The sequence below is a fragment of the Oribacterium sp. HCP28S3_H8 genome (assembly GCF_052064775.1).
Classification (GTDB): domain Bacteria; phylum Bacillota; class Clostridia; order Lachnospirales; family Lachnospiraceae; genus Oribacterium.
This window is the reverse complement of sequence record NZ_JBQHUZ010000004.1, coordinates 45602-58225: the sequence shown is the minus strand read 5'-3', so window position 1 is coordinate 58225 and position 12624 is coordinate 45602. Positions and strand designations below refer to the sequence as shown.

At 46.4% G+C, this 12624-nt stretch carries 12 protein-coding genes and 3 tRNA genes; 2 read left to right on the top strand and 13 right to left on the bottom strand.

Going from position 1 to position 12624, the window contains the following annotated elements:
• Positions 1 to 200 precede the first annotated feature (200 nt).
• The 8 genes from ACTNEN_RS05960 to ACTNEN_RS05925 form a co-directional block, all read right to left on the bottom strand.
• Positions 201 to 947: an ABC transporter ATP-binding protein gene (locus ACTNEN_RS05960; protein ID WP_441205132.1), complete on the bottom strand. Its 747-nt coding sequence runs from the start codon at positions 945 to 947 to the stop codon at positions 201 to 203.
• 142 nt (positions 948 to 1089) lie between these two features.
• Positions 1090 to 1740, bottom strand: a complete 651-nt coding sequence (locus ACTNEN_RS05955) for a S1-like domain-containing RNA-binding protein (protein ID WP_441205131.1) — start codon at positions 1738 to 1740, stop codon at positions 1090 to 1092.
• A 13-nt stretch (positions 1741 to 1753) separates the two neighbouring features.
• Positions 1754 to 2482 (bottom strand): acyl-[acyl-carrier-protein] thioesterase, encoded by a 729-nt coding sequence (locus tag ACTNEN_RS05950; RefSeq protein WP_441205130.1) that lies wholly within the window; start codon positions 2480 to 2482, stop codon positions 1754 to 1756.
• 13 nt (positions 2483 to 2495) lie between these two features.
• Entirely contained in the window at positions 2496 to 3656 is a 1161-nt protein-coding gene (locus ACTNEN_RS05945; RefSeq protein WP_441205129.1) for a cation diffusion facilitator family transporter, read from the bottom strand.
• A 57-nt stretch (positions 3657 to 3713) separates the two neighbouring features.
• Positions 3714 to 4187, bottom strand: a complete 474-nt coding sequence (gene mscL / locus ACTNEN_RS05940; protein ID WP_441205128.1) for a large conductance mechanosensitive channel protein MscL — start codon at positions 4185 to 4187, stop codon at positions 3714 to 3716.
• A gap of 153 nt (positions 4188 to 4340) precedes the next feature.
• Positions 4341 to 4412: transfer RNA gene (locus ACTNEN_RS05935), tRNA-Gln, on the bottom strand.
• A 182-nt stretch (positions 4413 to 4594) separates the two neighbouring features.
• On the bottom strand, positions 4595 to 5752 hold the full coding sequence (locus tag ACTNEN_RS05930; RefSeq protein ID WP_441205127.1) for an FAD:protein FMN transferase: 1158 nt from the start codon (positions 5750 to 5752) through the stop codon (positions 4595 to 4597).
• A gap of 135 nt (positions 5753 to 5887) precedes the next feature.
• Positions 5888 to 6859 carry a GNAT family N-acetyltransferase gene (locus ACTNEN_RS05925; protein WP_441205126.1) on the bottom strand — a complete coding sequence of 324 codons (972 nt, stop codon included), beginning with the start codon at positions 6857 to 6859 and terminating at the stop codon, positions 5888 to 5890.
• Between the two features lie 258 nt (positions 6860 to 7117).
• On the opposite strand from ACTNEN_RS05925, the gene ACTNEN_RS05920 reads away from it, so the two are divergent.
• Together ACTNEN_RS05920 and ACTNEN_RS05915 are read left to right on the top strand one after the other, a co-directional pair.
• A tRNA-Leu gene (locus tag ACTNEN_RS05920) sits at positions 7118 to 7203 on the top strand.
• A 55-nt stretch (positions 7204 to 7258) separates the two neighbouring features.
• Positions 7259 to 7346 (top strand) — tRNA-Ser (locus ACTNEN_RS05915).
• 266 nt (positions 7347 to 7612) lie between these two features.
• Here the strand turns inward: ACTNEN_RS05915 and ACTNEN_RS05910 are convergent.
• The 5 genes from ACTNEN_RS05910 to ACTNEN_RS05890 form a co-directional block, all read right to left on the bottom strand.
• On the bottom strand, positions 7613 to 8155 hold the full coding sequence (locus ACTNEN_RS05910) for a peroxiredoxin-like family protein (RefSeq protein WP_441205125.1): 543 nt from the start codon (positions 8153 to 8155) through the stop codon (positions 7613 to 7615).
• Positions 8156 to 8175: 20 nt separating this feature from the next.
• Positions 8176 to 9393, bottom strand: coding sequence for a MalY/PatB family protein (locus tag ACTNEN_RS05905; RefSeq protein WP_441205124.1), 1218 nt, complete (start codon positions 9391 to 9393; stop codon positions 8176 to 8178).
• A 62-nt stretch (positions 9394 to 9455) separates the two neighbouring features.
• Positions 9456 to 10838 (bottom strand): APC family permease, encoded by a 1383-nt coding sequence (locus ACTNEN_RS05900; protein ID WP_441205123.1) that lies wholly within the window; start codon positions 10836 to 10838, stop codon positions 9456 to 9458.
• 589 nt (positions 10839 to 11427) lie between these two features.
• Positions 11428 to 11937, bottom strand: a complete 510-nt coding sequence (locus tag ACTNEN_RS05895) for a MarR family winged helix-turn-helix transcriptional regulator (protein WP_441205122.1) — start codon at positions 11935 to 11937, stop codon at positions 11428 to 11430.
• A 180-nt stretch (positions 11938 to 12117) separates the two neighbouring features.
• Positions 12118 to 12600 (bottom strand): hypothetical protein, encoded by a 483-nt coding sequence (locus tag ACTNEN_RS05890; RefSeq protein WP_441205121.1) that lies wholly within the window; start codon positions 12598 to 12600, stop codon positions 12118 to 12120.
• Positions 12601 to 12624: the final 24 nt, after the last annotated feature.

Genomic DNA, 12624 nt, shown 5'->3' with positions numbered 1-12624 from the left:
TGTACTCCATTCTTTATTCTGCACGGGGTCTCCTTAGATGGCCCTTACAGGACTTGCTAGGAAATATTCCCAAATTGCATATATGTTAATCATACTTTATTTGTGAATGATTTTCAATCAAAATAAGGGAAACGGTGATAAAAAATATCAATGTTTCCCTTTAATTAATACATCTATGTGATTTTTACTATAATTTCAGCTTAAGTTTCGTCGTTTTTAAATTTTTCAATTTCCGGGGATCCCATGAAATCCGCGACAAATCGATTGGCAGGATGACGATACAGCTCTTTGGTGCTGCCCCGCTGCTGGAGACTTCCGTTATTGATCAGCGCAATGTCCACACCCTCGGCACCGGCTGCCTTTGGCTCATCCTCTGCATATACAATCGTGCATCCAAGCATTTCACAGAGCTTCATAAAACCGATCCAGGCATGCCGCCGCTCGGATGGCTGGAGGTCCATAATCGGATCATCCATCAGCAGGATGGAGGGCTTCCGTACAATTGCTTTGCCTACGAGCGTTTTTTGCCGGTCCGCTGTAGATAGCTGCTCCGGATAGCGTGACAGCAGCTCCCGGATTTTAAGAGTCTCAGCCGTTTCCTTTACTCTGTGATCAATTTCCTCCTCCGGCAGCTCCTGCAGTCTCAGTCCAAATGCAATATTGTCATAGACAGTCATGTCATCATATAGGGCGGACTTATGAAACAGCATTGCAATACCCCGCTCTCTCGGAGGGGTATTTTTTGCGCTGACTCCATTGATCAGGAGATCCCCGGATGTAATGTCCTCCAGTCCGGCGATCATCCTGAGAATTGTGGTTTTACCGGAACCGGTTGGTCCCAACAGGAGCAGGAACTTCCCATCCTCCACCGTCAGATTGAGATTCCGTACGGCGATGAAGCCATCCGGAAATTGTTTGCTTACATTTTTCAGCTGAATTTCAGCCATAAGGTGCAATCTCCTTTGCTAAATACGATCTTTGCTTTTACAGAAATATGATACATGTACAAGGGTAATTACACTACAGCACAACTCTCCGAAAATGTTTCATGGAATTTATGAAAAATAAAGCAATGTGTCTTTGATATTGTTAATATATATAAAAAATAGATGCTTTTGTAATTTTTATTTTCCCATCTTTCAGAAGCTTACCGATAGATCTCTTAAAGGCTGCCTTGGAGATACCAAAGTCCTGAAGGATCTGCTCCGGCTCTACGGTCTTATCGGTGTACGGTACATGACCGTCAAATTTCTCCCGGAGGATCCCGAGCACACGGTCGGCGTCTTGTTCGTAGTGATAGGTGCGGATCTCGCTGCCCTCGATATGCTTTGCGTCCTCGTGCTTTTTGGTATACATGGTAGCCGCAAGCCGGTGGGATTTATCCTCGTAAAGATACACCTCTACACTCTCGCCCTTTTTAGGCTCATAGCGCATTTCATGGTGTGGAATCAGGACATCCTTCTCAAGACCTATACTCACAAAGGCACCAATGTCGTTAACATCTGTCACGATCACCCTGGCAATGTCTCCTACCTCCATGATTGGCTTGCGAGTTGTAGAGATCATCCGGTCCCGGGAGTCCTTATAGACAAATACAGAAATCTCGTCCCCAATCTGCTTGCCCTTTGGTACCTGCTTCTTAGGCAGGAGCACGGAATTGCCCTCTGCATCCTCCAGATAAACGCCGAAGTCCTTCTCTCTTGCAATGCGTAATTTCTGAGTTTTACCTAACTGAATCATATGTTCCTCTTTCTCAGCGAAATTCTACATTGCAGTAGACCTCGCCGCCTGGGTTTTGCAGACTGACAATAACACCCTGCCCGTCTGCGGTGCTGCCATACAGCGGGATCATGGTGTCACCAAGGACCGCTGCGGTTCTGTATTCTACCCGGACTCTGCCGGAGGTAAATCGTTTGCTGCCCTTTACTGCGGATGTCAGTGCCTCATCCGCAATTTCAATATACTGGGCATTGTTTACATGATGGTTGCTGTCGATGTGATGCGGCTGTATCAGGACCGGTTCGGCTGCAATCAAATCTGCAGGCACATCGATTTTGCGGCTGCTTACCGGAAGCTTCAGAAGATTCTCCTGCACGCCAAAGGGGAGAATCATTTCCTCCGGAGCTTTGACAGGTCTCCTGCGCTCTGTGTCAAAACAGAACCAGACACTGTCAGCGCGCAGTAAATCCTCGCCGCTCTCCGTGCGAATCCAGAAATTTCTACTGGCGAGCACACCCCGGAAGCCATAGGGACTGGTACCAATCAGGATTTGCTCGCCGAGGCGGGGCATGCGGTCGATGTAAATATCCCAGTAGCTCAGAAGCCAGGTGCGGTGCATTTCCTTAAGCCTTGATATAGGGAGTCCTGCATCCATCGAATGAAATGTGGAGCAGTCCTGCAGGTAATTTACAAGTGCAGTGAGCCGGATATTGCCGAGCTCATCGGTTTCCGAGTATCGTACCCGGCTGTTACATTGATACATGAGATCTCCTTATCTAAGTGCGTTCCTGTACATACGGCTTATCCAGATGAATCACCAGGCGGATCCCGGGATTCTTTTTGCGGATTTTTTCGGTTAGAGACATTCGCAGCTGCTCATCCTCTGCTTCACTCCGGGACCAGGGGGTCACCATATCAAAGGACATGCGGAGATGCATACCGTCGGAGTCGTCGGGATCCCGTCCTAGCTGGAAGTCGTGAATGCTGATCGCCGGATCGATTTCCGCTGCCGTCTTTAAAAGGAAGTTCTCATAGTACTTCGACGCCTCGTCATGATCCACCGGATCCATATGGATCACAAGCTCAATGCCGAGCTGCTGATATGCGTCCCGCTCGATCTGATCGATGATTTCGTGTGCTTCCCGGACGGTCATGCCTCCATCTACCTCGGCATGGATCGATGCCATGGATTGACTCGGACCGTAATTATGTACCACCAGGTCGTGGGCTCCATAAATGCCCCGGTATTTTTTTACAAACGATATAACTCGCTCATAAAGCGCCGGATCAATGGAGCCTCCGATCAGAGGACGCAGAGTTTCACGTACAATGCCAATGCCGTTGTAGATAACTATGATGGATACCATCAGTCCGATGATCGCATCCAGGTTACGACCTGAAAAACGGTAAATCAAAAGAGACACAAGCGTCGCCGTAGTTGTAATGGTATCCTGCAGGGAATCAGACGCGGATGCCTCATAGACCTTGGAATCAATGCGATGCGCAACCTGCTTATAGTACCACGCCATGAAGCACTTGATCAGGATAGATGCAATGAGGATGCCGGCGGTAATCCGCGAAAACACAAGCTCCTCCGGGTGCAGGATCCGGCCTACTGCATTTCGGAAGGCGGTAATACCGACCTCGACTACCAGGAAGGCGATGATGAATGCAGCGATGTATTCAATCCTCCCGTGCCCGAACGGATGGTTGGCATCGGCCTGCTTTGCCGCCATTTTGGATCCGACGATGGAAATGACAGCGCTTCCGGCATCGGAAAGGTTGTTAAAGGCATCTGCCATGATGGACACGGAGTTTGCCAGGAGCCCTACAAGAAGCTTGGATACAAAAAGAAGCAGGTTGCATAATATGCCTACAAAACCTGCTCTTTCACTTATCCTGCTACGTTCTTTTGTGCTTAATGTAATTTCGTTCATTCCGGTAAAATCTTTTTAAATCCGGCTTATGTCACATGGGGAGATCCGACAGCGCCATCAGGCCTCTGCTGTCGTCTCCTCCTTAAAGCCGGCAAGCTTTGAAGTACAATGCGGACATCTCGTTGCGGCAATCGGGATCATGGTCTTGCAGTACGGACATTCCTTCTCAGTTGGTGCTGTCTCCGGAGTTGCTGCAGGTTTCCGAAGCCGGTTCATCTGCTTCACAAAAATAAATACGACCAGCGCCATAATCAGGAAATTGATGACACCTGTGATGAATGCACCATAGCCCAGTACTGCGCCCTCGGCAACGGCTTCAGAATACACCTTGGTTGTCTGACCAGCCAGAGGGATAAACATGTTGTTGAAGTCGATCTTTCCGGTAATCAGAGAAAGAAGAGGCATAACAATTTCGTCTACAAAGGCCTTTACGAGAGCAGTGAATGCAGAACCAATGATCATGCCGACAGCCAGATCGATCATATTGCCTTTAATTGCAAATTCTTTAAATTCTTTAAAAAAGTTTTTCATGGTTTGCCCCCCTTTTTCTTAGACTTTACTCCACCAAGAGGATAACTGCAAGAGATTCTTATATAATTACGACTTATTAATTTTGGGGCTGACGGGCGATACATAATATAAGACCCGGCACCTTGAATTCTCAAAGCGTCGGGTCTTATTTAGCAGGGCTACGTGGATTCGAACCACGAAATGACGGAGTCAGAGTCCGTTGCCTTACCGTTTGGCGATAGCCCTAAGTCTTGCTTCTTGTTTTTGTCTCGCCTTGTTTCTGACGACTCATGTATAATACAAAATCCCGAGATTTTTGTCAACAACTTTTTGAAATTAATTTTGCGATTTATTTCATTGCCTTTTTAACAACATACGGATAACATACGGATCGACAAAACCGACAGCCGATCCGCATGCGGAAGTTCTTATTTCTCTATATAATTCTTAAATCCGTCTGTATAGGTCATGGTACCGTCGGCATCAATCCAGCAGGCTTCAATCTGGTCATCCTGCGGTCGGTCAGCATTCAGCTTGGAAAGACATGCCTTGCCATCTTCCACCGACATGAGAAACAATCCTGTGGATAAAGCATCCGCGAGCCCGGAGTCCGAGGTCAGGATGGAAACACTTCTATGATATGTGCCGGGGTACAGCGTGTCCGGATCGATCAGATGGGAGTATCTCACGCCATTTACCGTATAGTATCTCTCATAGTCTCCACTTGTGACCAGTGATTTCCCGTCCAGATTTGTGACTACGGCGTACTGCTCCGCGTTTGTGTCTCCATCCCGGTAGTCTGGATTTTCAATTGGAATCACCCATTTCTTGCCGTCCGCGCGGGTGCCGATGGTGCGCACATTCCCGCCAAGATTAACACAGAAGCTCTGGTTTCCCTCTGCCATGATCTGCTTTGCCGCAAGCTCCGCAGAGTAGCCCTTGGCGATACCGCCCACATCCAGACTCATATCCGGATCCGAAAGATAAACGGTAGAGTTTGCCTCATCAATGACGATGTTGTTGATGTCCGTGTGCTTCGCCGCCTGCTTGAGCTCCTCGTCCTTAGGCAGTTCTGCATGCTCCGGATCACTGATCCCGGCTTCCCGCTTATCATGCCAGACGCTTAGTACTGCACCACCGGCAATATTCACCTTGCCATCGGTGATCTCATAGACCTCCTTGCCAAATTTTACAAGGTCAATGATCTTCTGATCCACCTTGACAGGCGCGATTCCGGCATTGTCGTTGACGGTTTTTAAGTTGTTCATGCCGTCATAATTATTATAGATATCATACAGACGGTGGCAGTCCAGCAGGAGATCGTGCGCATCCGAATACGTTTTCTGGAAGCTGTCTTCATTTTTGCTGTATCCTATAATTATGGATACGGTATCAAAAACGTCCAGGAACTGGTTCTGATAGCGGCTCAGACTGACACCGCAGCCGGCAAGCACTCCCACCAAGCAGATGACAGCTGCGAATGCAGTCAGACTTTTAAATCCTCGTTTCTTCTGGATTTTGCGATCTCCTTTAGTTAGTTGCGTTAGCAGTTTTTCTTCGCGTTCTGTTGTCTTAATTTTCTTCATGTGTTTGTTAAAACTAGTCCAAAATGAAAAATGCATAAATCAGTGAAATCCTTCCTGTTAATCCTTTCTTAAATGCCAGCCCTGGAGCCGGTATTGTATTTGGGCGATAAAAACTTTGTAAGCGAGCAGCTTGCGTCAGTGCCCGATCACCTTGCGGATGATGGACAGGATAAGACCTGCGATGCCGAGAGTGCGAATGATTATGCCATTTGCAAGATAGGTTTCTGCGGCAGTAAGGATCCCGCTCAGGACCATACCATCTCCGGTTACAAAGGCATCCGCAACAAGAGCCAGGAGATAGAAAAACAGCACCAGCACAAATGCAGTGATGCCTCTGCCACTGTCGATTCGATAGCTGCCATCCTCATCCCAGACCTTTTTGCGGGTGAGCATCCAGAAAAATTCAATGAAGAAGATCAGGAGGATTCCTCCGGAAATTCCGCAGAAGGTCATTTCTGCAATATTTTTATCATATACCATCGTCTCCCATTGCCCCAACGTTTCAAGGTTCAGGAGCACGGCATAGGTATAGATGATAAAAATCAGCGCGAGGAAAAAGGCGCAAAGCAGCTGCAGACCTCGTGTGATTACGCCCATGACGGTTCCGGCAACATTACGGGGCATGCCGCTCTCTGCTTCCTTATACGCAGGAGTGTATTCCGGAGCCGTGCGGCGCAGTCTGGGCGCCGGGGCATAAGCACCAGGATAAGGAACGGATGCGGGGTCCGGATGATGGACGTAGGGATCCTGACCTTGCCCTCCGGCGGGGCTTCCTGTCTGCTCTGGTCTAGGTGCGGCAGGCATATCCTCAAGCTCGGGCATATAGTCCGGCGACAGAACGTCGGAGGCTTCCGGGTGTTTTTGAAACCATTTGACTGCATAGGAACAGCTGGGAATAGCTGTCAGATGGTTTTTGCGCAGGTACTCTGTCAGCTTCAGCATGAGCTTCCCTGCGATGCCCTGTCCCTGCAGGCTCTCATCCACTACAGTGTGTGTGATTTCCACGGTATGATCCGCTCCTTCAATCGCCGGAAAATCCACCTCCGCCAATGCGAGATCGTCGTCGTCCGCGAGTACGATACGATCGTGATATATCTTATAAATCATTTTACTCTCCATCCCGCTGTGATGCAGGTACCGGTTTGCTTTTGATACAGTTGATTTATTATATCGTAAAGAGTAGAGAGGCGCAACTTATCCGGAGGGGAGGAAGGCATCCCCCACTCAAGTTTCATCTGCACGGGGATGAATCATCCGGGAGGAGTGATTTAGACCTCGATCGGATGACTTTCCAACTATGGAGCAATGATCTGACACGTGAAAATAATTGACAATCCGTAAAATTTCAGATATTATAATTCTGTTGCCGGTGTGGCGGAATTGGCAGACGCACAGGACTTAAAATCCTGAGGTTCGAAAGGACCGTACCGGTTCGACCCCGGTCACCGGCACTTGAAAAGGATGAAATCAAGTAAGGGTTTCATCCTTTTCTTTTAAAAATTATATGGAGATGTACCCAAGAGGCTGAAGGGGAGGCACTCGAAATGCTTTAGGCCGTGTAAGCGGCGCCAGGGTTCAAATCCCTGCATCTCCGTTAATAAACATAACGTATTTAAAAAAAGGGTCGTTTGCAGGTTTGTATATGCTTATCTGCAAATGACCTTTTTGCTATTATACAAGACAAGAGCTGCATCTGTACGAGAGATTTAAAAGCAGATCCTCCCAGGTACCTGATCAAATGTACCTGGGAGGATCTGCTCTATTGAAAAACTTTTATATAACTTGAGATTCTCCGGATTATTATATATCCGGGTATCTTCATATATCCCGGGCATCTGCCACCGGTCTTGCCACGATGACTTAGCTCAGGAGCTCCACCATCTCATCAACCGTCGGGAAATCTCCCGCGCTGACACCGTAGTGGGCATGTAATGCCTTACCTGTTTTGTCTACTACAAAGCAAGCCGGGAGCTGCAGTTCATTACCCTCATATTCGCCATGCTGGTATCCGGCTGCGTGAACCTTCTGAATGAGCTCCATGGTCCTGGCATCTCCCATTTTCTCCATGGAAGGTGCTGGTTCAATGGACAAAAGCTTGTAAATCGACTGATCCGGATCGCAGATGATCGGGAAGGACAGGGCATTTCCTTCAAGCTTCTCTAGAAGAGACGTCCGTTCTGACTGAAGGACAACATAAAGCTGCCCTCCAGTTGCCTTAATTCTATCAAAATGTGTCTGAATTTCATGTATATCGAACTGACAAATCGGACATCCATAGTAACGGAGAAACAGAAGCATTGTCTTCGGAGCCGCTTTCACAACCTCTGAGAGCTGCTGATTTAATTGCTCTGTTGTATCAAATGTAAAATTCGGCATGGTCTCCCCAACCGAAATACGAGACATACATCAAACCTCCTGCAAAATTATGCATTAAAAACATATTTATCCATCCGGTCAAAGGCTTCCTTGATCCTGGATGTCGGGGACGCAAGATTGAGACGGATGCAGGTCGGACCTTCAAAGAGGTGACCATCCTGCCAGCCGATACCATAGTCCCAGCCTTTCTTAAGAAGATCTTTCTGCTCCATGTTGTGCTCCTTAAGCCACTCTGCGCAGTCCAGGAACATCATGTAAGTACCCTCGGTCCGGAAGGTATATACACCCTTAAAATGCTCCTTGATGTAGTCATATGCATAGTTTACATTGGCGGAGAGCACCGGCAGCAGCTGACTCAGCCAGTTATCTCCCTCTGCACTGTAGGCGCCGATGAGCGCATGCTCGGAGAAAACATTCATCGAATTATACACAAGCTTGGAGCTGATGCCCTGTACTCTCTCACGGATCGGCTTGTTGTAGATGACGCTGTAGCTTCCGATCAGACCGGCAAGGTTAAAGGTCTTGGACGGAGCATAGAAGTTAATGGTATGGTACTTTGCCCATTCGCTGACAGATGCCACCGGTGTGTATTTGTGACCATTCATCATGAGATCCGACCAGATTTCATCCACGATTACCCAGACATCGTTCTTTTCATAGACCTCCATCGCCTGCGCGATTTCATCCTTTGTCCATACACGTCCGCATGGGTTGTGAGGATTACAGAAAATGGCAACGTGAATGTGGTTTTCCTTAATCTTCCGGTCCATATCCTCATAATCCATCCGCCAGGTGCCTTCGGCATCAATTGTCAGTGGACTGTGAATGATATGGTAGCCGTTGCTTGTCACGCAGTTTGTAAATCCCATATACGTCGGGCTGTGAAGCAGAACATTGTCTCCTGGCGCTGCAAATACCTTGAGCGCGGATACCACGCCGCCCAATACTCCGTTTTCATATCCGATGTCCTCTCTCTTAAGGTCGGTCACGCCCTTTCTCAGCTTATGCCAGTAGAGGATTGCGTCAAAATATTCATCCGATGGAGTGAAATATCCAAATGCCGGATGCTCTGCTCTTTTGATGATGGCATCCTGAATCGATCTTGCAGTCGGGAAATTCATATCTGCAACCCACATAGGGATTGTATCAAAACCCTCCTTGGGAGTGGAAGGCGCAAAGCCCTTAAATGCATCTTTTCCAATCGCATCCACTGCGATGGCATCATGCCCACGACGATCCAGTAAAGTTTCAAAATCGTATTTCATAGTAGTTCCTCCTATTTTTGATAGATATTTATAGTATATATAATATTGTTCTTACAGTAAAATTAATCTACATCATCCAGCAGAGCTTCTGCGACAATTTTCTTTTTCTGCTCTTTAAGATAATCTACATTTACAGCACCTATCTTAAGTCTCCAGAGAGACAGACCAACCAGAGCGACAAGGATAATAACGCAGACGATTGCGTTCTGCATATTGAGATCCTTAAACAGGTTAAATGCTACTACCCCTGCGCAGAAAGCGCCAAGTACACAGCAGACATTGTAGAAACCTACGCCCATTTTAATGGAGCGATCATTCCATTGATTTGGATATGTTTTTGGCAGCGTCATGCAGGCAATATTCATATACATATTCATCAGCATGGATGGAATCATAACAAGAGAAACTGCGGCATCCAGACTCATACCAGTTACAATCGGAAATACGCTGACAAGATAAAATACCAGATAGGTGAGATATGGATATCCACTCTTGGTTGTTTTTTTAAATACTGCAGGAAGCCATCCATCTTCAGCTATATGGATGAGCGGGTAACGGAACATTGCAAGTCCGCCGAGCAGCGAGGAAGCGATGGCTCCGATGCCGCCGCCGATTACAAAGAAGGCATACAGTGATTTCGGGAAAATTGCCTCTGCAGTCACACTCAAGTTGGCACCTGCAATCTTTTCATACGGGAGAACACCGCCTGCAACATATGCCATTAATCCATATACCACTGCAAGAAGTGCGGTGATAATGATGATACCTACAGGAATGGTCCTCTTGGGCTTTTCTGTTACAGCAGCCATGGACACCGGAGCCATGGTAGTTCCCTGACAAGCCCAGCCCATAACGGCGATTGCACTGACAAATCCGGAAAAGCCGCCATGGAAAAAGCCGCCATCTGCAGTCGGATTAAAGAACTCTATAGGATTTACATGAGGGATACCAAATAAAACAAATAATGCAAGTGCGGCAATAAGTACGATTGTTACCAGATTTTCAAGTATGGTAACGAAGCGGGACCCTTTGATAGTTGAAATGAAAAATACCGTAATGATGATAAACGAACATAACTGCTGATATGCTTCAATTTTAGGAAATACAACCATCAGATAGCTTGTGATGGCAATGGCATAGCTGGACATTGCAAAAGCATTTACGATCGTCATCCATCCGCCTACGCCGGTCATTATAGGATTAAACAGCATTGCTTTCATACTGTAATCTCCGCCCTTCAGGACAAATATGCTTGGCATCGCAAGATTATACCAGTATGCAAGAAGCATAAAGAAACAACCAATGATGACAACCCAGATAATGGATCTGCCGGTGTACTTGATACCTGCTCCGAGCAGGACAAAGATACCTGTACCAATGGCTCCGCCTAGACCGAGACCAATGATATTCAGGATATTAAGCTTTTTGCCTTTTTCCTCGTTCATAAAATCCCCTTTCGGGCACTCTCCGCCTGCGCATTGCATCAAGGCCCAGACACTGTAAAATACGACAAAATGATTCGATCACGTGCACGATTCATACATTAATGTTTAACGTATTTAAATATTAATGTACTTAACTATTAAGTATTATAAATAAAAATTGTTCTTAAGTAAATACAATTTCCATTGTGTTTATTACCGAAAAAACGCTTTCCTTTTTGATACATATTTTTTAACACATATTGCTCCTTTCTGAGAATCCCCGTTTCTGTATTCTGCGTGGAGCAAGTGGCCTGCTGCTCTACACTTACAGCAACAAAAAAGCGCACACAATATGGATCTGAAACGTATCCATCATTGTATGCGCAATTGATATTCTCGATTTGATTAATTTACCTGTATTTTAGAGCGGTTAGCCTAAAAATGCAAGTACATATTTGTATAATTAAGATACTTATGTTTAAGTATGACTTAAGGGTAAAAAGCTCTTATACAGTTCAAAATGATATGTGTCTATCCATCGCGGCATGGAGCATAGAGAACCTATGTCACTCATAGCAACGCGGAAGGAACAGGAGGCGTTAACCAAAGCTTACCTACTCTGCTTCTTGTAAAAACCCGGGATCGGAAAAAAACGCTGTCCACTCTCGACATCATCAAGATAGGCAGCATTGATGGACTCCTGTACTTTAGCTGCGATTGCAAGTTCTTCATCAGAGTATTTAGCAAGCAGTTTGCGCATTTTTTCCTGGCAGTCCTCGGTAAAGGCTACATGACTTTTGTATACACTCTGTCCAAACTCCGTAAGCGTGAGATAATACTCCCGGTTATTTTTCTGATTTCTGACCTGCTCGACGATGCCCTTTGCGCGCAGCTTCCGGATGAGCTGGGAGCAGGCACTCGGAGTTTTATTTAATATGATCGCAAGCTCTGTGATCGTTACATCCTTATGCTCCGCAATCAGATCTATAAGCACTCCCTCTGCCTGGTACAGTGTGATCTCCTCACTGTATCTGTGAGGAATCGAGTCATACTGTGCCATAAGATCATAGGCTCTGTCCTGCGCCTTCCATATCGTCTGAAAGATTTCTTCTCGAGTCATACCGTTTTGCCCCTCCGTAAGAGAAATGTCTAAAAACGGCATTCCTCCAGGATTTTTTTACATGGCAATAATCATATCGTAAGAAACAAAGCTATGTCAATCCTTCTTTAATCATTTGAACTGCCATGGAAAGCATTCACGATGGTTTACCTGCAATGTGATTTATCCAATCAGGTTCCGTCAGACCAAAATTATATTATAGATATCATCAATGGGAATCTCTTTTCCGCCTATAAAAATCAATACGTTCCGTATCAGATCAGCCTTTCGGAAATTTCCCTTAAAAGAGCAATAGGAACCGCCGTGTTTTACGTAATCCTCTTTGAAAAAGGTAAGCTGTACCGTTGGACTTTCCTTTTCGCGTGCGATGAGATTCTGTAATACTGCATCAATCTCCGCTTTCCGTGTATCACTAAGCTCCGATTTTTCTTTGGTATACCTGGCGCTTTCCTTAATGGCGTCTTCATATCCGGTGAGAGCAGCAAAGGGAGAAAACTGAGCCGCACGTGCTTCCAATGACATTCGCGGATGTTTCACCGGATCCGGCTCATGATGCGGCAGATCCATCATATCACCGTACTGTCTGACTGCCTCATCGGCAGCATTTTTGAGCTCTTTGCTTGTCACACCCAGGACATTATGCCAGTACTTTTTCTTATCCATGTATCCTGACCTGCTTATGTTTCA